The following is a 19,062-nucleotide window of genomic DNA, read 5'->3' on the forward strand; positions in this document are numbered from 1 at the left end:
TTTCGCCTTAGAATTTTCCGTAATAGCCTTCTTTTAAGGCATCAAACAAATTAGCTGCACTGTGCATTTCGCCGTCGTATTCAATTTCTTCATTCCCTTTTAGTTCCAGCACATGTCCATCTTCCAGTGTAAATTGATAGGTGGTATTTTCCAGGTCTGATTCTTTCACCAGTACTCCCTGAAACGCTTCAGGATTAAAACGGAATGTTGTACAGCCTTTTAAGCCCTGATCATATGCATACATATAAATATCCTTAAAATCTTCATAAGGATAGTCGGTAGGAACATTCGCTGTCTTGGAAATGGAGGAGTCTATCCATACTTGTGCTGCCGCTTGTACATCCACATGTTGCCTGGGAGTAATCGCATCGGCAGTGATAAAATAATCGGGTAATTGTTCATCTGCTTTTTCGCTATAGGGCATGGCTTTATCATTAACCAGTGCGCGATAGGCAAGTAATTCAAAGGAAAATACATCGACTTTTTCTTTGCTCTTCTTACCTTCACGAATCACATTACGCGAATAATGATGTGCAAAGCTGGGCTCGATTCCATTGCTGGCATTATTAGCCAGGGAAAGTGAAATAGTACCCGTTGGTGCAATAGAGCTATGATGCGTAAAACGTGCACCCTGTTCAGCAAGTTCAGCTATCAGTTTGGGATCTTCCTGAGCGAGTTGTTGCATATAGCGACTATATTTGGCATGTAACACTTTGCCGCTCACCACATCACCCACTTTATATCCATCGGCTACCATTTCCGGGCGTTTATGTAACATAGCGCCAGTTACGCTGTAATCCTTTTCCAGAGCGGGCGCTGTGCCTTTTTCTTTAGCCAATGCGAGCGCTTCTTTCCAGCCTTCTACCGCCAGAACTTTAGTGACTTCACTGGTAAAGTCTAGCGAATTAGCATCGCCATATTGCATGCCCAGCATGGTGAGAGTTGAGCCTAATCCGAGATAGCCCATGCCATGTCTACGTTTAGAGACGATTTCTTCGCGTTGTTTTGCTAATGGCAGGCCATTAATTTCAACTACATTATCCAGCATGCGGGTAAATATGCGGATGGTTTTACGGTAATTATTCCAGTTAAACGATACATTTTTAGTAAATGGCTTTTCGATAAACCGGGTTAGGTTGATTGAGCCTAGAAGGCATGAACCATAAGGCGGTAAGGGTTGCTCACCACAATTGTGTGCATGCAGGCCATTGGCATCAAACGTATTGATACCAGGAACCTGAATATCAAAGACATCTTCAGTGCCATCTGCAACGATAGCCTCAATTGTTGCAGTAAAACGTTCACGATTTAGATTACGCTTATAGCTGGATAAGACATTTTTAAGTTTTATTGACTTAGTGATGTCGGTAAAATTGATTAGTTTCTGGAATGAAACCAAATTTTCGCCGCTTATGACTAATTCATGTTGTGCTTTAATTTGATAGTCCGCACTCTCCCCTTTTCCATTAGGTAGTTGCTTGATTCCGGCAGGTCGACGGTTACGATAAATACTGGCATTAATTCCCAGGCGTAACAACATGCGTTGTACTGCTTCAAGGCGGGGTAAGTCAGACTGGGCTAAGCGTACACTCACGCCTTTTTCTTGCGTATCCTGCACACTGCCATCGGCATCAAAAAATCCTTGCAAGAAGCCTTTATAAAAATTACTTGATGCTTCTTCCATTTTCGCTGTAATTGCTTTATTTCCAGCTGATAGTCCTAATTCTTCAGCAAAATATTTGAGTCCTGAAAAGCTGAATCTACATTCATTTCTGCCAGCAATTTCAGACCAACCTTTAAAGTCACTCCGCGTTGTGAATTCCTGGGAGGCAGCAAGCACCTTGTCCATAATTGCATTAACGCCAGCATTGATGCAATCAAAATTGTCATTTGCAGCTTTAGCTGATTTCCATACAGATAAAACTGCCTTATCCTGTGTTAAAGTACCATCGCCAACTAGTAAGCCTATTAAATACCCCAGGTTTTCGTTATAGAGTCCATGCCATGAGTTTTCGGCATGATGGTTGTTTAATAAGACTTGATCCCCTGATATTAAATCACCTGCTGCGCACCATTGTGTTTCTTGTTTGTAGTGGCTCTGATTGGTGACCTTGCGCACTTGGTGGTCTGCAGTTAAACGTAAATTAAAGCCTTCCTTAGTTATTAATTTAACGACTTTTTTAGTCGCTGTTTTAAAAAAACCTTGTTTCCCTGACTGGTATAATTTGCCATCGACCAGAACATTAATCTGTTGCCCTAAAAGTGAACTAACCTGCCTCGCACCGTTTTCAGTTTGTACCCATGTGTCAGCTGTAACACATGGATTGGTCGCCCGGATGTCCTCACAAAACCAGTTATTATTCATTTCATTGACTTTATCAATCAGAATAAAGCCTGGCTCAGCATAGTCGTAGGTTGAAGACATAATAATGTCCCATAAACGACGCGCGGGCATTGTTTTAGCGACTTTACAGGCTACCAAGCCATCCGTATTTTCAACATAGCCTTCCGTATGCGGTAAATCACGCCAGATAATTAAGCCATCATCAGCTACTGCCAGATTGTCTTCATCCCATTCTTTTTGCATCACGGGGAAAGAAAGTCGCCAAGGTTTGTCTTCTTTGACTGCTTCAACGAATTCCGCTGTTATTAATAATGATAAGTTAAACTGACGTAAACGCCCGTCTTCTCGTTTAGCACGAATAAAGTCAACCACATCAGGATGGCCGATATCAAAGGTCGCCATTTGTGCACCGCGTCGCCCACCCGCAGAGGACACGGTAAAACACATTTTGTCGTAGATATCCATAAAGGATAAAGGCCCTGACGTATATGCACCGGCTCCTGAGACATAAGCATCTTTAGGTCTAAGAGTGGAAAATTCATAGCCGATTCCACAGCCTGCTTTTAAGGTAAGCCCTGCTTCATGCACCTTACCAAGAATATCATCCATCGAATCGAGGATCGATCCAGAAACTGTACAGTTAATTGTTGAGGTGGCCGGTTTATGTTCGCGCGCTCCAGCGTTTGAAATAATACGACCTGCCGGAATCACCCCCTGACGTAATGCCCATAAGAATTCTTTATAATATTTATCCTGTTTTGCCTTACCTTTTTCGACTCTGGATAAGGCTGTGGCTACGCGCTGGTATGTTTCATCAATACTGCCATCGATGGCAACACCTGATTTTGTTTTTAAACGATATTTTGTATCCCATATATCTGCGGACGCATCTTGTAGGGGGATATCGATAATGGCATCCAAATCAGTGCTTAACTTTGTTGTCATATTTATTCCTTGTCTCAGTGTATTGTATCGACATACCTATATTGAATTTTCAGCGTAAGAAAGTTTTTTTGCTTGGGCGGACAGAGGTATGTTTCTTTTGAAACTGAAGTATAGCACAACCGCTGAAAATCCTGGAAACGGAGCTTTAGCGAAGTGAAGATTTTTAGTCCGCGATAGCCGTAGGGCCGTTGTTTTGTCGGAGTCTGAGCGTTAGCGAAGGTGGAGACAAAATAAAAGGCCCTACGGCTATCGCGGACTAAAAATCTTCACTTCGCTAAAGCTCCGTTTCCAGGATTTTCAGCGAAAGAACGGTCTATACGTGAGAGTCCCTGCAGGCGGACTCCATGTGGACAAAGCGTGAATTTCCTACGGAACGTGTGGATAAGCTGATGGAAAACGATAAAGCCGTTTCCCACGAACTTACCCACACTAATTCACCCTTTGACCACATTTCACCGCAGTCGGCAAAGAGTAGTATCAAAACGCCTGCGGCGCAATAATAACAAATTATTAATATAAAAAGGGAAGGGCTATCTTAACTATTTAATAAATTGGTCTGGACAATGGGGAGTATTATACAATGACGTGATGAACTCAAGCAGTACATCCATTTGAGACTTGCGCTGTAAGCTTCCTAAGGTATACGCAGGTAGTTTGCTTTCAATGCGGGCTATTTGCTCTGGGTGAAGGAGAAGGCAATGGTCAAACAAAAGACTCAGAATCAGGCCACGGCTTGATCCCTCTTCATCTAATTGTTTGGCCTCACGCCCCCATCCTTCATAAAGCTTCCAGTCCTCAAAGAAAACCTCAATCAACCATCTCAACGTATAGGCTTGAATAATATCTTGTGTGCGCCAAGTCAGGTCTGTCGCCACTAAATAGCGATAGTCGTTTTCACCGTCATATTTTAAGGCAATGACAAAGCGTTTTTTACTGTGAGAACTCACCTTCAATCGTGCACTGCTGACAGTCACTTTAATCTCTTTGCCGCCACGTACACGTATTATCTGATCAATGCCTTTGTTAATCGAATTAAAGTAGCTCTCGACTGACCTTATTCTACCTCTATATTCAATATTTTGGTTTTTACGTAATTGGCTAATCACCTGCGAGCCTCCAGATTCTTTAGCGGCTTCGTCCATAAAGGCTTTTTCACCATACAGCGCATCAAGCCAGTACGCCTTTAATTTTAATCAGGCTATGCGCAACTTTAAACTCTTTTAATAAGCCTAATGCAATCTCTGTTTTGGTCGGGTAGGCACTGTCACGTTCAGGCTTAATAGGCCGATCTTTTTTTGCTATACCGCTCTTTTTCAACCGTTTATCTTCTTTATCCCACTGCTTTAAGGCTGGATCCGGCATATAAAAGAAAAAACCGACAGGCACTGTAATGGATGAGGTAACTAGCAGCAATAATACTATCGTTTGTCCATTAACATACCCGCCGGAGCCTTTGTGTTTCTGCTTGTAAACCTTATAAATACGTTTTGTAGACTTAGATCGTGCTCGGTCTGATTCATCAAAGGCCAACACACCTTCAGTAATGCCATAACGTTTTAAAATTAAGACCACACTCACCCGTAGCAACCAGTCCCAGGGTATATTTGCTTTACGAAACACCCAGGATAATGCGGCTACTTTGCAATCTCCAAGGCTTGCTCGCTCAAACTTAGCCCAGCAAACAGAGTTCATTAGCAGTATGCCCGTTAAACAAGTGCCCAACCAAGCGGCTTGAATCCGTGTCAAAGCGGCTCCGGGTTTTAGCTGATTGAGCGCATCATTTAAATCGTCAATATAGCTTTGGATAAAGGTGGCTGGGGCATTCATTAACATGGGCTTACACCGATAAAATTACAACAACCTCAGAATACCTGATTTTACCTTCTCAATATCAAAAACTTGAACATCGAGTAACACTAAAAGTAATTTCAAGGAAACTAAAGCTTGGTCTTCCAATACCCGCTCACTTGAAAATCAAATGCGCCTGACTGCAATGAGCTATAATTTAATGCGCGTGTTTGAAGAGATTTCAAAAACACAACAGCCAGAATTGATTCATCCATCGGATAAAAAATATAGCGAGGCTCTGGAGATTAGGCAGCAACAGGCTCAAAAACGAGATCGTTTTGTGAATCCATTATTTTTCCAGGCAAGAATATCTCGTATCAGCTCGTATACCATTCGGGCAGTTCAAAACGCAATAATAACAGGAATGTCTTTACAGTGCTTTATGAGCTCTCTTGTGGCGAGGTTAGTTTTACCGCCTCAATTGATAGGGGAACACTGATGGATTTAATAGTAAATCAGACTAAATATGATTGAAACAATCTATATAGAAGAAAATATTCTGCAACACCCACGAGTATTAGATATTTGCACACGCTTTCCCAAAGCAAGAAAAATTACCTGCGAGCGTTATGGTGAAGTATTTAATCCCAAGGCGCAGAATTTTCGCTTGCAGAAACAACAACCCGCTTTAATTCTAGCGGAAAAATATCGTGGATTTATGCTTAAAGCGCCGCCTAATTATGGCATTGGAGCGCAGCATAATTACTATTTTTCACATATGCTGAATTGCCTATATGACTGTCGTTACTGCTTTCTTCAGGGTATGTACCAATCGGCGAATTATGTCTTGTTTGTTAATTACGAAGATTATTTTGCAGATATACAGCGAATCTGTGCGGCAACCCCTGATGAACCCGTCCACTTTTTCTCAGGATATGATTGCGACAGTCTCGCTTTAGAGCCAGTCACTGATTTTGCTAAGGAATTTTTACCGCTGATCCGATCCATTCCTAATGCCTGGATGGAGCTGCGTACTAAAAGCACCCAGGTGCGCCACCTTCTGGATACCCCCGCACTTGAACGCTGTATTGTTGCCTTTAGCTTTATCCCGGATGAAATTGCCCGCGCATTAGAACACAAGGCCCCTGCTATTTCCAAGCGCCTGGATGCACTGAAGAAATTACAGCAACAAGGCTGGCCGATCGGTCTCCGATTTGACCCGATTATTTATGAAGACGATTATCAGCAACATTACCAGTTGTTATTTAAAACCGTCTTCGCTGAAATTAATCCAGATACCTTACATTCAGTTAGCTTAGGCGTGTTTCGTCTGCCCGATAATTACTTTAAAAAAATACATAAGCTGTATCCAGAGGAAAAACTGTTTGCCAGTCCACTGGAATCGAGACAAGGCATGATGTCTTATAAAACTGCATTAGAAGACGAAATGATGGATTTTTGTAGCAAGGAACTTATGCGCTATATTCCCACAGAAAAATTTTTCCCATGCAGCCTGTAAAACGTACGATCCTGGTAACCGGTGCCAGCTCAGGAATAGGGCGATCCTGTGCTGTTACTCTGCTAAACCAGGGGCATGATGTTATTGGCCTGTCCAGAAACTGCAAGCAATTTATCCATGCTCACCCTCGTTTTACTAGCGTGGAATGCGACTTAAGTGACTTAACGGCCTTAGCTGATAATATCAAACGGATAAGCAAACAGTATCCCGCTATTAACAGCATTATTTTCAGTGCGGGTAAAGGACAGTTCAGTAGCCTGGAAGAGTTTTCATATAGCCAGATCCAGGAATTAATGAATCTCAACTTTATCAGCCAGAGCTTTCTTGCTAGAGGATTTTTACCCGCTTTAAAAAGAAAACCCTTGGCTGATTTAATATTTATCGGATCGGAAGCCGCATTGACAGGAAGTCGCAAAGGTTCGATTTACTGCGCTAGTAAATTTGCCTTACGTGGATTTAGCCAGGCGCTTAGAGATGAGTGCGCAAAAAGCAGTGTGCGCGTCTCTTTAATTAACCCCGGTATGGTAAAAACAGATTTTTTCCAGTCTTTGAACTTTGAGCCTGGAGAACACCTCAGCCAACATTTGCTTGCAGAAGATGTTGCAGAGGCAGTTAGTTATATTATCAATGCCCGAGGCGGTATTATTATTGATGAAATCAATCTCAATCCGGCAAATCATGTGATTCAGTTTAAAAAATAAAGCTTGATTTTTTGAAAATACGCCCTGCGACAATTTGTCACATTTTAATTTGCATTTAACTTAGTTATGATCTGAAGTTTCTTAGAAATTCATCAAGCAACCATTCGCAATAAAACGGCTACCACCGAATTTACAGGGGAGCTGCTGTATTTGGGGCAAACCCTTTCAAAATCCGGATCCAAAGCCGCTTCGGCAATGATGCGGCGGATATCTGAAAATGCGAAACTGGCTCGCCCCTTCACTTTGTGCCGACGTTCCGGATCGGTTTTTAAACGATCCGCGTAAATCCACGTCAGCGTTGTTGCCATCATACAGAAGTTCAAATGGTTGGTCACTGCCTGCGCATTTCGACACTGACTTTTCTGACTCCCTATGTCTTGCTTGAGCTCTTTCAACTCGGATTCGATTTTCCATCGCGCACCATAATACTCAATAATCTGTGTGACGGATAAACTTAGATCGGTCGTAAACAAAGCAACCCACTGTGTGCGACGAAACACCCAGACAACCTGAACGGGTCGTTTCAATGTTTTCAGCATGACAACCGCTGAAAATTCTGGAAACGGAGCTTTAGCGAAGTGAAGATTTTTAGTCCGCGATAGCCGTAGGGCCGTTGTTTTGTCGGAGTCTGAGAGTTAGCGAAGGTGGAGACAAAATAAAAGGCCATCCGACACGGCGTCAAGTCATTTGGAGCCTATGTTCCGACCCCTTGTTGGGTCGGGACAAGGTGACGAGGACGAATCGGGGCCGCCGGAGGCATAAGTGGTCGCGTTAAGTTTTTGCTGCTTGCTTGGGCTGGGATGCCCAAAACAAGCTTTCGCAAAAATAGCGACTCCCCGAGCGACTATAAGCCCTGACTTCACGCTGTTTTCCATAGAGATTCACGGTATACGATCGGGCCTTTTGTGGTACTGTTTTTGCCATGTCTGTGGCTGCCCCCAGACGCTGCCCGTACTTTTTATTCCGCCCCCTCTGCTTGGGTTTTCTTTTTTCTGGACGATCGTACAGTACATTATTGCACCTTAACCTATAGTTTCTCAGATAAATAATTTCCAAATTTGGAGCGCTTAAACTTAGGCGGTAACAACGAAATCTTCCCGCAATTTTTGCATAACACAAATCACTTTACTGGCATCATGCATATAAGTGTTAAAAGTTTGCACAACTGAATCATGAAGATCTTCAAAAGTTTTAAAATACTTCATATGAGTCGAATCGCGTTTCGTATTTTTCCATAATTTCTCAATCGGATTAAAATCCGGCGAGAACGCAGGGAGACATTCTACTGTCAAACGATCTACATTAGCTAACTTAAATTCCTTAATAACACCGCTTCCATGATACGGGGCACCATCTTCAATTAGAATAATCTTGCCTTTATAATAAGCCAGCAATTGTGTTAAAAACTCAACATAGCTTTCACCATTAAAACGCCCAGATGTTTCAGCGTGTTGTAATATCATTGGCTTATAACTCTCGATTAAGACGTTGTCGGCAATAGAATATATCGCTTCCATAAAAAGCTTCTGTGTTGGATATTTCTCATTTTTTAAGCTTTTAAGAATAGCTAAAAATTCTTGAGGCAGCCCAGCTTCTTTTAAAAGTCTAAGTGACTTTGGTTTTATCTCATAAGCCAATGATTCTCGGTATTGAAAACTCCCTCCTTCGAGTTCGATCGTACCAAACATTTTCAACCCTTTTCGAATCCCTGATGTTTTCACTGTGGGTTGCTCTCCTATTGGAGCCCAGGTTCGTGCCAATGAACCCCACATAGCAAATGACACCTCATCCGCTGAAAATCAGGGAAACGTAGCCTAAGCGAAGTGATGATTTTTAGTCCGCGATAGCCGTAGGGCCGTTGTTTTGTCGGAGTCTGAGCGTTAGCGAAGGTGGAGACAAAATAAAAGGCCATCCGACACGGCGTCAAGTCATTTGGAGCCTATGTTCCGACCCCTTGTTGGGTCGGGACGAGGTGACGAGGACGAATCGGGGCCGCCGGAGGCATAAGTGGTCGCGTTAAGTTTTTGCTGCTTGCTTGGGCTGGGATGCCCAAAACAAGCTTTCGCAAAAATAGCGACTCCCCGAACCGAATAAAACGACACTCTTTTCTTCTACCGCCTTTTCCATAATGGCAGGCAATGTTTCTTCCAGCCACGTTTTTCTTTCAAGCTCGTACTTTTCTTCTTCTTGGCGATCAGTCACAAAACGAGCTTTTTGATAACTGAAGCCCAGTTTTTTCATTAGGCTTGATAAATAGTTCAAGTTATAACGAACTTCAAATTTTAACCAAATAAGCTCGGCAATCATCGCAGTACTCCATATTCCACAATGAAATCCATTGTCTTCTGGGCCTTTCTTTATCAACTCAACCAATTTATTTTTCTGGTCTTTAGTTAACTTTGACGTAACTACTCAGCGAAGCTGAGTAGTTCAATGAAATTATAAAGCAAATTCAGGTAACTTTCCCTCAAAGACCAAGGTCATTGCCTGAGTTGCACTTAGACCTTGTTTACGGCACGTTGATAAATACCCTCTGACACGACAAAATATCTCTGCACCCTTGGTGCTACGAAAGCAGCCGGATATTTTCTGTTGAACCTTGGTCATCCGAATCGAATTTTCTGCGGCATTATTGGTAAATGGCACCCAGGTATTTGTCATGAAGCGCAAGACATCCTCTTCATAATTAATCAGCCTTTCCAGTAAGTTTCTAGCTTTACTGCGTTTTATTCGCTCCCGTTTTACTTCTTTAGGCTTATCGGGTGGTGGGCATTCGATCTCCGCTTTGCCAAGTAATTCTCTGTATTGTACCTTCCATTTTTCTGCTTCTTTATGTAGTAGCATGCCACCTGCTTCATTGACGGCATCATTCATTTTTTCAAGTAGTCGTTTCATTTCAAGCGCCCACTCCTGTTTATCCTGCTCCCAGGCGCGCGTTAATTCCCTCAAATGATGTGCATTACAAAGCGAATGAGTACAATCATATTTATAGTAGGGCTTCCAATGATCATGACATAAAATCCCATGAAAATGGGGTAAAATACCAATGTCATTCATTGCCTCTGTGCCACGTTTGGCATGGGGAAAGAAGTGTGTCCACTGAACATTGGAGGCCCCATGTAGCCAATGGCGCTTACCATTAATATTAATGCCTGTTTCATCCGCATGAATGCACGCTGATTCGACTAAGTGTTCTTTACTGATAGTTTCAAACCCAGCCAACTTCTCATAGGCCAGTTCATTGAAATTATAGATAGAGCCTTCACTAATCGGCATACCTAATTGATCAGCGAAATACTCCTGTATTCGGTTGTAGGGCAATAACTGATATTGCGAAAGATAAACCACATGGGCTTTTATCCCATTACCATATTGCGCAGCCTTAGTAACCTCATCTGGAAAAGGAGCGATAAAACACTGACCTTTTCCATTTATCAACCGTTGCGCCTGGTATTCTGTCACTACCCTTGAGATATCAATATCGAATACCTGGCGTGTTTCAAAGCCATCTGCCGTGTATCGCCCTTTTGGCAAGGTACGGCGATCAATGGTAATGATCTCGATTTCATCCGGGTCATCTATTTTTTGAAGTGTCGTGCCGACATGCGATTTTTGTCCGCCAGAAGGCTTATCTGATTTTTTTCGATTCCCTTTTTTACGGTTGGGGTCACTTGCAGGTGGTTTACTGCTATTTTTGCTGTTCAGTGTCACTCGATTGAGTAATACCGTGACTAATAATAGAATCACTTCCAGTGCTGATTTTAGCGCAGGCGATATATCACGCTCAGTTTCAAGTAACTGTTTGGCATGACTGATTGCGGAATCAACATCGATGAAGTCTATTTTCAAAGGGTAACCTGTATTGCTTTAAGGACAGGCTTATTATCTCATGGGTTTTAAATCCCGAATTTTCCTTGTTTTAAGCGATTGTAAGGCGAATAAAAAAGTTCTTCGAGGTCGTAGATGTTTAAGGGGACATTTTGTGATGACTATAGCGATAGAAGCAATAAAGCGTGGATTAATCGACTGTTGGGCAGTTTACTAAAAATCACAAAAACCAGACTAAAACCCTGTCAAGAACTTTTTTAATTATTCAGGCGCGCCATGCTACCTCACAACATTCTGGGACTCCTGTCACCAACATTCATTCGCCTACGCAGCGAATGGGAGATGCCCTGGTCGCCCTGCGTCCGTCTCAACTACTCAACTACGCACAAAACCCTGCTCAGTTAAGTCTACCTCAAATGGCTGGACGGCTATTCGGAATGCAATTCTTGCCTCCCTCGCGCGCTACTAGCGCACTTCGGATCAGCGAATTGCCCTGTCGCCTACCAGAGACTAAAAATCATCACTCCGCTTAGGCTCCGTTTCCCTGATTTTAAGCGTACGCTGAGTAGTTACGGCATTAATAAAACTGAAGTTTCCCAATAATTATTTATGGTAAAATTGAAACTATGCTACAACTATATGAAAAAAATAGTCTTTTCATTCGTTTCAAATGCTATTGCCTAAGGGGAATTAAGTAGGGGTTTGCTATAAACATGGCAAAACCACCTAAAATAAACCTCGATACACCAGCATGGTGTATTTCAGCTACTCAATAATTGGGAAACTTCAGTAATAAAAGTCCTCATATTTTTACTTAGCCTAAGCCCTTTCCTGCTATTGCTTAATGATACCGTTCACGATCAATTGGGCGCAAACCCGATACAGACCCTGCACTTTAGTCTCGGCGACTGGGCGCTGAGTTTTCTATGTATAGGACTGGCTTTAACCCCATTAAAAAAACTTATTAAGCAAAGCTGGCCAACCCGATTCAGGCGCATGGTGGGCTTGTTTGCCTTTTTTTATGCCAGCATGCATTTCCTGGTTTATATCGCGCTTGACCTTTCATTATCATGGGAGGAGTTTGTTGATGAAGTACCTAAAAGCCCCTACATTCTAGTCGAACTGTTTACTTATTTACTGCTGATTCCTTTAGCAATCAGCTCACCCAAGGCTATACAAAAACGGCTGGGCAAGCACTGGGTACAATTACATAAACTGGTCTACATTGCTGGGATCAGCGCTGTTATCCATTACCTCTGGTTAGTCAAATCTGACTATCGCGAGCCCATTTTTTATGCATGTATCATGTTTGTACTGCTTTCATTGCGTATATTTACTTACCTGAAAACCCGAAAAGCAACCAGCTTTTTTGTAAAACACTGCTCAACTACATAAGGAAAAACACCTGCATGTATTTTTTAAGCTATAATTAGTGGATTTTTTTACGCTTAAATAACCTCGATATAGTGTCCAGTTCAAATAACGTTTTATCTACCTTTCAAGGACTTATCCTTGCATTACAAAATTATTGGTCTGAGCAAGGCTGTGTTTTATTACAACCTCTCGATTTAGAAGTCGGTGCAGGAACATTTCACCCGGCTACCTTCCTGCGTGCTATTGGCCCTGAGCCCTGGAATGCGGCTTATGTTCAGCCTTCGCGCCGTCCTACCGATGGTCGTTATGGAGAAAACCCAAATCGCTTGCAGCATTATTATCAATTTCAGGTGGTTTTAAAGCCGTCTCCTGATGATATACAGGAACTATATCTTGGCTCTTTACGTCATCTTGGCCTGGATTTACTGGAACATGATGTGCGTTTTGTTGAGGATAACTGGGAATCTCCAACGCTCGGCGCCTGGGGCTTAGGCTGGGAAGTCTGGCTCAACGGCATGGAAGTCTCGCAGTTTACTTATTTTCAGCAGGTGGGTGGATTGGAATGTCACCCTGTCACCGGCGAATTAACCTACGGCCTTGAACGTATTGCCATGTACATACAAGGCGCAAAAAGTGTGTATGACCTGGTCTGGTCTAAAGGGCCACAAGGCACTGTAACCTATGGCGACGTATTTCATCAAAATGAAGTGGAAATGTCCGAGTATAACTTTGATCATGCCAAAGTTGATTTTCTGTTTAGCTGCTTTGATACCTATGAAACTGAGTCGGCCATGCTGATCGAGCAAGGTCTGGCGCTACCTGCTTATGAAATGGTACTAAAAGCATCGCATACCTTTAATTTACTCGATGCCCGTCATGCGATTTCGGTAACTGAGCGCCAGCGCTATATCCTCAGAGTAAGGAATATGTCTAAAGCCGTAGCCGCAACCTATTATGCCAGCAGGGAAGCCCGCTGCTTTCCCATGGTACAAGCAGCGGGAGAAACAGCGTGAGCAATACTCAACACCTGTTGTTTGAACTAGGCTGTGAAGAGCTGCCTCCTGCGTCATTACGCAAACTTAGTAACGCCTTACTGGAAAATGTTCAGCAAGGTCTTAACCAGGCAGGCCTAAACTATGGCGAGTGTATTGCCTATGCAACGCCGCGCCGCCTGGCCGTTTTAATAAAAGATCTAGCCAGCTCACAGGCTGATAAACATATCGAAAAACGTGGCCCTGCAGTGCAAGCCGCTTTTGATGCGAAAGGCGAGCCTAGCAAGGCATGCCTCGGCTTTGCCAAAAGCTGCGGCACCACTGTAGAGCAACTCAGCACACTTAAAACTGGTAAAGGTGAATGGCTAAGCTTTAGCCAAGAAGTCAAAGGTCAGCCCAGTGTCGTTTTAATTCCAGAGATTATCGCCAAAAGTATCAATCAGTTACCGATTGCCAAGCGTATGCGCTGGGGCGCATCGAATACAGAATTTGTACGCCCGGTGCACTGGGCTCTGTTGATGTATGGGCAAGATGTCATTGATACTGAAATTCTAGGTTTAAGTACTGGCAATATCACCTACGGTCATCGCTTCCATGCGCCTAAAGCGATTACTGTAACAGCGCCTGAAAAGTATGCAACGATCTTGCTGGGACAAGGAAAAGTCATCGCTGACTTTAATCAGCGCATGCAAATCATTCGCGATGCAGCTAATAGTGCCGCATCTGCCGTCAGCGGCATAGCACATATTGAAGAGGGCTTACTCGAAGAAATTGCCGCTCTGAACGAATTTCCAGTCCCTATTACCGGAAATTTTGCTACCCGTTATCTGGCTCTACCGGCTGAAGTATTGATTACCACCATGCAGATTAACCAGAAATATTTTCCAGTTAAAAATGCCGAGGGTGATTTACTTGCGCACTTTATTACCTTTAGTAATATTGAGAGCAAAAATCCGGTTTCTATTCAGCAGGGTAATGAACGAGTAATTATGCCTCGTCTGGCAGATGCCGAATTTTTCTGGAATCAGGATCGTAAATTTAGTCTGGAGGAACGTACCGGGAAATTAGATACTATTATCTTCCAGAAAAAATTAGGTAGCCTGGCAGATAAATCACAGCGAGTCGAAAAGCTTGCCGAGTTTATTGCCGATAGTTTGCAGCAAGATAGTAACCTGGTCACCCGGGCGGCAAAACTGGCAAAAACTGACCTTGTGACTAATATGGTTGAGGAATTTGGCAGTTTACAGGGGCTAATGGGGCGTTATTACGCCTTAGCAGATGGCGAAAATCCGGAAGTTGCACAAGCGATTGAAGAGCAATATTACCCTAAGCAATCTGGTAGTGCGACTGCAGCGAATGCCACAGGACAAATCCTGGCGATTGCAGAAAAAATTGATACCTTAACCGGTATTTTTAGTGCTTGCTTAATCCCTAGTGGCGATAAAGACCCCTATGCTTTAAGGCGTACTGCTTTAGGTGTGCTAAGAACTATTATTGAAAACAAGCTAGAAATCAATCTACTATCCTGTTTAGATTTTTCTCTACAGGAATTCAAGCATGAGTTTGATTTAGAAAAAACACGCAAGCTGCTAATTGCCTTCGTTTATGAGCGCTTAAAAGGCCATAGTCTTGAGCATGGGTATACAGCAGATGAATTTGCTGCTGTTTTCGCCATCCTGCCAGCAAAACCCTATGATTTTCAACGCCGCTTGCAGGCGGTGCAAAACTTCAGGACGCTACCGGAGGCGGAAAGTCTGGCTGCTGCTAATAAGCGTATTGCTAATATTCTTAAAAAGACTGATAACCAGGCAGCGGAAACTATAGGACAATTAATTGAAGCAGCGGAAATCACCCTGTTCGCGTCTGCCCAACAAGCTGAAAAAGATGTTGCACCATTACTAGCAGCATCAGATTATCAGGCTGCGTTAAATCGCCTCGCGGGTTTGCGCGAGGATGTTGATCGCTTTTTCGATGATGTCATGGTGATGTGTGATGATCCAGACTTACGTGCTAATCGTTTGGCCTTGCTAACCAAGCTATCAACCTTATTTTTACAGATAGCTGATATATCAAAATTGCAAAGCTAATGACCGCACCTAAAAAATATATCCTACTGGATCGTGATGGTGTCATCAATCACGATTCAGGTGATTTTATAAAATCACCTGATGAATGGCTACCGATCGACAAAAGCCTGGAAGCCATTGCTTTATTAACTCGACATGGATATCAAGTCGTGATTATTACCAATCAATCGGGGGTAGGACGTGGTTTGTATAGTGATGCAACTCTTACCGACATGCACCTTAAAATGTCCCGCTTGACGGAAGCAGTAGGTGGCAAAATAAGCCATATTTATTATTGCCCACACTTGCCTGATGCCGGCTGCAAATGTCGTAAACCCCTGCCCGGCATGCTGCATCAATTTAGCGCTGATGCAGACGTGGCACTGAATGATATTTTCTTTATCGGTGATTCATTACGCGACATCCAAGCAGGCATCGCGGCGGGGGCAAAGCCCATTTTAGTCAAAACTGGAAACGGTGCAAAAACCCTAGCCGCTAATCCTGATTTAAACATTCCTATTTTTGAGAATCTTTATGACGCAACAGCACACATCTTATCAAGGTAGCCGACTCTTGCTTTATCTCCGTTCGGGCTTGTTATTTATTGTGGTACTAAGTGCTGCAATAATAATAAGCCTGCTGGTGTTGCTGGCAACATTATTACCTTTTGCACTGCAATATAAGCTAGCATCATTCTGGGGGACTTATGTTATGTTTATGACTAAAGTAATCTGTGGACTGAGCTATCAGGCTTCCGGACTGGAAAATATTACCCCAGAGCAAAATGCCATCGTCCTGTGTAAACATCAGTCCGCATGGGAAACAATTTTCTTAATGGCGGCATTACCGCCCTCGAGTGTCCTGTTAAAAAAATCCCTGCTTAAGATCCCGTTTTGGGGCTGGGCAATGGCGACCTTGAAACCTATTGCTATCGATCGCTCTAATCCTAAACAAGCCTTAGCGCAATTATTAAAACAAGGGGCGAAACGACTGCAGGAAGGCTACTGGCTAGTTATATATCCGGAAGGAACACGCATGGCACCAGGAGAGCAAGGGAAATTCAGTGCCAGCGGCAGTTTACTTGCGCAACGCACGGGTTACCCGATTATTCCCATAGCGCATAACGCAGGTGAATTCTGGCCGCGCAATAGTTTTTTAAAATATCCTGGGGTTATCCAGGTCAAAATCGGCCCGGCGATACCGACTGAAGGCAGAAAAAGCAGAGACATTAATACCGATGCAGAAGCATGGATTAAAAATGCCATGCAAGAAATTGATACGACTACACACACTTTAAAAAACTTATGAAAAAATTATTACTTATCAGCGTTTCCGCCTTATTATTAACCGCCTGTACCGAACAACAGGAATATGAAGCAACAGTCCTAGAACAAATAAGCAATGACCCGGATATTAAATCCTACCATCTTGACCCTGCGACTGTCGCTGACTGTATTGTTGACCTATCCTCAAAAAAAATGCCCGGGCTCGCACCATTTGAGCCTATACGCAAGACTGCCTATAAGGGCTATACAAAAATGATCGCTATCAAGACACCCGAAAAACCCGAGGAAGTTTTAGCCGAATTACGCCTGAGCTTTGGTTCAGCTCAGGCGCTTGCTGATGCACATAGAAATTATTCTAAGAGCTACCTAGAATGTGTTTCGACCGTGACCAATCTTGAGTTAGATGATGAAGAAGGTGATATCACTGAAGAGCTGGTACAAAATTAAGCAATAAGCAAAACACACGGAGTTAGACTTTTCTCTCTAAGGAACGCGTCCGGAATAAGTTTGGCACACCGCTACGCTAGCGCAGGATTTATGTTCGTATCTAAAGCGTAGAAACAGGCGCATAGCTGGCTGCGCAACTATTTCTACAATGCAGAAGGCGAGCATAAACACAAGGTAGTTGTCGAAGTTATTTCGTGCACGTTCCTAAACAGTTTAATCCGGTAATATCTTGCCTCACTAATTTACTACAAAGCCAGCCAGCCATTGTCCCGCCCTAGGTTGAGACACCTCTCCCTGGGCATCGGTGAACCTAAAGGGCACAGACACTAGGCTCATTCCCCGATTTACCTGTACAGCAAAGTGCAAATGCGGCCCGGAGCTAAACCCTGTATTCCCCGAATAAGCAATTAATTGCCCGGCCCTTACCCGCATACCGGCATAAACTTGTGCCCGATCGACTTGTAAATGCGCATAAACCGCCATCGATCCATCGTCATGTAAAATCCTGATGTTATTCGCGCGTGCTTTATACGCCTGCTTATCCGTGCCACCTTTAAAAAAATCATTTTCCAGGCTCATGACTACGCCCGCTCGAGCAGCATGTACCTCGGAACCTTCTGGCATAGACAAATCTACAGCATATTTGTTTTGCTTGTCAGTATGTGAAAACTTGCCATTAAAGGACTGACTAACCTGATACTTTCTATAACTGGCAAATGGAGGATAGTACACTGCCTGAGTATCATACCGAGCCGAAGGGTCACCAAGCGAATACCGATAACTCAGCGCATATCGCCAGCCCTGAAATTCATCTACTGCACCCAGTCCAAACAATGGCTTGGAAACGCCAGGCTGCACCACAAACTTTCTCGGCAGAACAGGGCTAGACTGTACATTCTGCTGTTCATAAAAAACCACCTCCACTTCAATCGGACCAAAATAATCATTTCTAATGACAAACTCTGGCTGCCGCTTCTCGCCTATCTGATTAAGCCGGACGCGCTGCTTGCTGGCAACTTTTAATTGCCGAACTTCAACTTTAAACTCCTCGCTTTGTCTAGCTGAAGGAGCTTTGTCGGTATAATGCCAGCCGCCTTTTTCGTCCTGATACTTGTACAGCTTCTTCGCTTCGCTCGGCATGCTTGTCAGGCACAAGCATAGCAACACCAGGCTAGTGCAGCACCTATTTGGGCTTGATGCATAGGGAGCCTTATATACTGCTAATTTAAAAACTAAATTCCAGTTAGCTTTTAATCCGTCCTGAATAGCGGCTGCAATAGCAGCGAAATTCCATCCGGCCATTCTTATTGTGCGATAGGGTTGGTCATTAGGCTTTATCATGATCTCACTATATTGCGATTATGCCCTGGATGCAATAGTCAGCTATGGTAAAAATACCCACTAGTGCTTACAGCAGACTATGCATTGCAACCTGTAATTTTTCGTTAAGCACATGATTTATCAAACAGTTATTATCACTATCAAAATTCTGCTTAAAGCTTGGAATAGACAGGCTTGCTTTTAGATCGCCATTAAAATTCTCAACAGAACTCACTGCTGTTGCCAAAACTTTAGCTGCTCCCCCAGCACCTGGGGACGTTGCAAGTAGCACCACGGGCTTATGTTGAAAGATTTCTTGGTTGATGCGCGAGCACCAGTCAAATAGATTCTTATACTCGATGTTCAAGTTTTCAGCTATAACTGGGCTAAGAAAAGTAAATTTTTCCGGTTTTGTTTTATAAGTGATTGATTTACAATGATGTTGATGCTTT

General features: G+C 43.2%; 23 protein-coding genes and 1 pseudogene. 10 read left to right on the top strand and 14 right to left on the bottom strand.

Annotated features, from left to right (window positions below; translation table 11 throughout):
• Positions 1-7: 7 nt before the first annotated feature.
• The 3 genes from K6984_RS10540 to K6984_RS10550 all read right to left on the bottom strand — a co-directional run bounded on the left by K6984_RS10540 (position 8) and on the right by K6984_RS10550 (position 5,122).
• A complete protein-coding gene (locus K6984_RS10540) occupies positions 8-3,289 on the bottom strand; it encodes an LAGLIDADG family homing endonuclease (protein WP_221895505.1) in 3,282 nt (1,093 codons plus the stop codon).
• A 539-nt stretch (positions 3,290-3,828) separates the two neighbouring features.
• A complete protein-coding gene (locus K6984_RS10545; protein ID WP_221895599.1) occupies positions 3,829-4,431 on the bottom strand; it encodes a hypothetical protein in 603 nt (200 codons plus the stop codon).
• Between the two features lie 25 nt (positions 4,432-4,456).
• Entirely contained in the window at positions 4,457-5,122 is a 666-nt protein-coding gene (locus K6984_RS10550; protein ID WP_221895506.1) for a transposase, read from the bottom strand.
• A 145-nt stretch (positions 5,123-5,267) separates the two neighbouring features.
• Between K6984_RS10550 and K6984_RS10555 the strand changes: the two genes are divergently transcribed.
• The 3 genes from K6984_RS10555 to K6984_RS10565 are packed head-to-tail and all read left to right on the top strand — an operon-like array spanning position 5,268 to position 7,297.
• The gene (locus K6984_RS10555; protein WP_221894176.1) at positions 5,268-5,576 is read left to right on the top strand and encodes a hypothetical protein; all 309 of its coding nucleotides are present in this window, start codon (positions 5,268-5,270) and stop codon (positions 5,574-5,576) included.
• A 27-nt stretch (positions 5,577-5,603) separates the two neighbouring features.
• Entirely contained in the window at positions 5,604-6,596 is a 993-nt protein-coding gene (locus K6984_RS10560; protein WP_221895507.1) for an SPL family radical SAM protein, read from the top strand.
• Positions 6,584-7,297 (top strand): SDR family oxidoreductase, encoded by a 714-nt coding sequence (locus K6984_RS10565; RefSeq protein ID WP_221895508.1) that lies wholly within the window; start codon positions 6,584-6,586, stop codon positions 7,295-7,297. The genes K6984_RS10560 and K6984_RS10565 overlap by 13 nt, the downstream gene beginning before the upstream one ends.
• A 92-nt stretch (positions 7,298-7,389) precedes the next feature.
• Here K6984_RS10565 and K6984_RS10570 read toward each other — a convergent pair.
• The 9 genes and pseudogenes from K6984_RS10570 to tnpC all read right to left on the bottom strand — a co-directional run.
• Positions 7,390-7,848: pseudogene (locus K6984_RS10570) on the bottom strand (transposase); the annotation flags it as partial.
• Positions 7,830-7,964, bottom strand: a complete 135-nt coding sequence (locus tag K6984_RS33175) for a hypothetical protein (protein ID WP_263458711.1) — start codon at positions 7,962-7,964, stop codon at positions 7,830-7,832. The pseudogene K6984_RS10570 and the gene K6984_RS33175, both read right to left, overlap by 19 nt.
• Before the next feature lie 27 nt (positions 7,965-7,991).
• Positions 7,992-8,120 (bottom strand): hypothetical protein, encoded by a 129-nt coding sequence (locus tag K6984_RS33180; RefSeq protein ID WP_263458596.1) that lies wholly within the window; start codon positions 8,118-8,120, stop codon positions 7,992-7,994.
• Entirely contained in the window at positions 8,069-8,353 is a 285-nt protein-coding gene (locus K6984_RS10575; RefSeq protein ID WP_221895509.1) for a hypothetical protein, read from the bottom strand. Before K6984_RS10575 ends, K6984_RS33180 begins: the two co-directional genes overlap by 52 nt.
• Before the next feature lie 17 nt (positions 8,354-8,370).
• Positions 8,371-9,081, bottom strand: coding sequence for a transposase (locus K6984_RS10580; RefSeq protein ID WP_221895510.1), 711 nt, complete (start codon positions 9,079-9,081; stop codon positions 8,371-8,373).
• Complete coding sequence (locus K6984_RS10585) at positions 9,033-9,209, bottom strand: hypothetical protein (RefSeq protein WP_221895511.1); 177 nt, start codon at positions 9,207-9,209, stop codon at positions 9,033-9,035. Before K6984_RS10585 ends, K6984_RS10580 begins: the two co-directional genes overlap by 49 nt.
• A 27-nt stretch (positions 9,210-9,236) precedes the next feature.
• Entirely contained in the window at positions 9,237-9,365 is a 129-nt protein-coding gene (locus K6984_RS33185) for a hypothetical protein (protein ID WP_263458596.1), read from the bottom strand.
• A complete protein-coding gene (locus K6984_RS10590) occupies positions 9,314-9,661 on the bottom strand; it encodes a helix-turn-helix domain-containing protein (protein WP_221895512.1) in 348 nt (115 codons plus the stop codon). The genes K6984_RS33185 and K6984_RS10590 overlap by 52 nt, the downstream gene beginning before the upstream one ends.
• A 75-nt stretch (positions 9,662-9,736) precedes the next feature.
• On the bottom strand, positions 9,737-11,146 hold the full coding sequence (gene tnpC / locus K6984_RS10595) for an IS66 family transposase (RefSeq protein ID WP_221894171.1): 1,410 nt from the start codon (positions 11,144-11,146) through the stop codon (positions 9,737-9,739).
• A 314-nt stretch (positions 11,147-11,460) separates the two neighbouring features.
• On the opposite strand from tnpC, the gene K6984_RS10600 reads away from it, so the two are divergent.
• The 7 genes from K6984_RS10600 to K6984_RS10630 all read left to right on the top strand — a co-directional run bounded on the left by K6984_RS10600 (position 11,461) and on the right by K6984_RS10630 (position 17,290).
• On the top strand, positions 11,461-11,658 hold the full coding sequence (locus tag K6984_RS10600; RefSeq protein ID WP_221894617.1) for a hypothetical protein: 198 nt from the start codon (positions 11,461-11,463) through the stop codon (positions 11,656-11,658).
• Positions 11,659-11,962: 304 nt separating this feature from the next.
• Positions 11,963-12,520, top strand: a complete 558-nt coding sequence (locus K6984_RS10605; RefSeq protein ID WP_230988011.1) for a protein-methionine-sulfoxide reductase heme-binding subunit MsrQ — start codon at positions 11,963-11,965, stop codon at positions 12,518-12,520.
• A 71-nt stretch (positions 12,521-12,591) separates the two neighbouring features.
• Positions 12,592-13,512: a glycine--tRNA ligase subunit alpha gene (gene glyQ, locus K6984_RS10610; protein ID WP_221895513.1), complete on the top strand. Its 921-nt coding sequence runs from the start codon at positions 12,592-12,594 to the stop codon at positions 13,510-13,512.
• Positions 13,509-15,578 (top strand): glycine--tRNA ligase subunit beta, encoded by a 2,070-nt coding sequence (gene glyS, locus K6984_RS10615; protein ID WP_221895514.1) that lies wholly within the window; start codon positions 13,509-13,511, stop codon positions 15,576-15,578. Before glyQ ends, glyS begins: the two co-directional genes overlap by 4 nt.
• Entirely contained in the window at positions 15,578-16,123 is a 546-nt protein-coding gene (gene gmhB / locus K6984_RS10620; RefSeq protein WP_221895515.1) for a D-glycero-beta-D-manno-heptose 1,7-bisphosphate 7-phosphatase, read from the top strand. The genes glyS and gmhB overlap by 1 nt, the downstream gene beginning before the upstream one ends.
• Positions 16,092-16,865, top strand: a complete 774-nt coding sequence (locus tag K6984_RS10625; RefSeq protein WP_221895516.1) for a lysophospholipid acyltransferase family protein — start codon at positions 16,092-16,094, stop codon at positions 16,863-16,865. Before gmhB ends, K6984_RS10625 begins: the two co-directional genes overlap by 32 nt.
• A complete protein-coding gene (locus K6984_RS10630) occupies positions 16,862-17,290 on the top strand; it encodes a hypothetical protein (protein WP_221895517.1) in 429 nt (142 codons plus the stop codon). The genes K6984_RS10625 and K6984_RS10630 overlap by 4 nt, the downstream gene beginning before the upstream one ends.
• Positions 17,291-17,527: 237 nt before the next feature.
• Here the strand turns inward: K6984_RS10630 and K6984_RS10635 are convergent, their stop codons facing one another.
• Together K6984_RS10635 and K6984_RS35680 are read right to left on the bottom strand one after the other, a co-directional pair.
• On the bottom strand, positions 17,528-18,631 hold the full coding sequence (locus K6984_RS10635) for a peptidoglycan DD-metalloendopeptidase family protein (protein WP_230988012.1): 1,104 nt from the start codon (positions 18,629-18,631) through the stop codon (positions 17,528-17,530).
• Between the two features lie 67 nt (positions 18,632-18,698).
• Complete coding sequence (locus K6984_RS35680) at positions 18,699-19,037, bottom strand: NADPH-dependent FMN reductase (protein WP_338024486.1); 339 nt, start codon at positions 19,035-19,037, stop codon at positions 18,699-18,701.
• Positions 19,038-19,062 lie beyond the last annotated feature (25 nt).

Origin of the sequence: Bathymodiolus japonicus methanotrophic gill symbiont (assembly GCF_019721995.1) — a bacterium.
In the GTDB taxonomy this organism is placed as follows: Bacteria; Pseudomonadota; Gammaproteobacteria; order Methylococcales; family Methylomonadaceae; genus Methyloprofundus.

Excerpts from the sequence above, each read along its gene's own strand:
- K6984_RS10540 (WP_221895505.1), bottom strand. The coding sequence starts at position 3,289 with ATGACAACAAAGTTAAGCACTGATTTGGATGCCATTATCGATATCCCC.
- K6984_RS10545 (WP_221895599.1), bottom strand. The coding sequence starts at position 4,431 with ATGGACGAAGCCGCTAAAGAATCTGGAGGCTCGCAGGTGATTAGCCAA.
- K6984_RS10550 (WP_221895506.1), bottom strand. The coding sequence starts at position 5,122 with ATGTTAATGAATGCCCCAGCCACCTTTATCCAAAGCTATATTGACGAT.
- K6984_RS10555 (WP_221894176.1), top strand. The coding sequence starts at position 5,268 with ATGCGCCTGACTGCAATGAGCTATAATTTAATGCGCGTGTTTGAAGAG.
- K6984_RS10560 (WP_221895507.1), top strand. The coding sequence starts at position 5,604 with ATGATTGAAACAATCTATATAGAAGAAAATATTCTGCAACACCCACGA.
- K6984_RS10565 (WP_221895508.1), top strand. The coding sequence starts at position 6,584 with ATGCAGCCTGTAAAACGTACGATCCTGGTAACCGGTGCCAGCTCAGGA.
- K6984_RS33175 (WP_263458711.1), bottom strand. The coding sequence starts at position 7,964 with ATGGCCTTTTATTTTGTCTCCACCTTCGCTAACTCTCAGACTCCGACA.
- K6984_RS10585 (WP_221895511.1), bottom strand. The coding sequence starts at position 9,209 with ATGGCCTTTTATTTTGTCTCCACCTTCGCTAACGCTCAGACTCCGACA.
- K6984_RS10600 (WP_221894617.1), top strand. The coding sequence starts at position 11,461 with ATGGGAGATGCCCTGGTCGCCCTGCGTCCGTCTCAACTACTCAACTAC.
- gmhB (WP_221895515.1), top strand. The coding sequence starts at position 15,578 with ATGACCGCACCTAAAAAATATATCCTACTGGATCGTGATGGTGTCATC.
- K6984_RS10625 (WP_221895516.1), top strand. The coding sequence starts at position 16,092 with ATGACGCAACAGCACACATCTTATCAAGGTAGCCGACTCTTGCTTTAT.
- K6984_RS10630 (WP_221895517.1), top strand. The coding sequence starts at position 16,862 with ATGAAAAAATTATTACTTATCAGCGTTTCCGCCTTATTATTAACCGCC.
- K6984_RS10635 (WP_230988012.1), bottom strand. The coding sequence starts at position 18,631 with ATGATAAAGCCTAATGACCAACCCTATCGCACAATAAGAATGGCCGGA.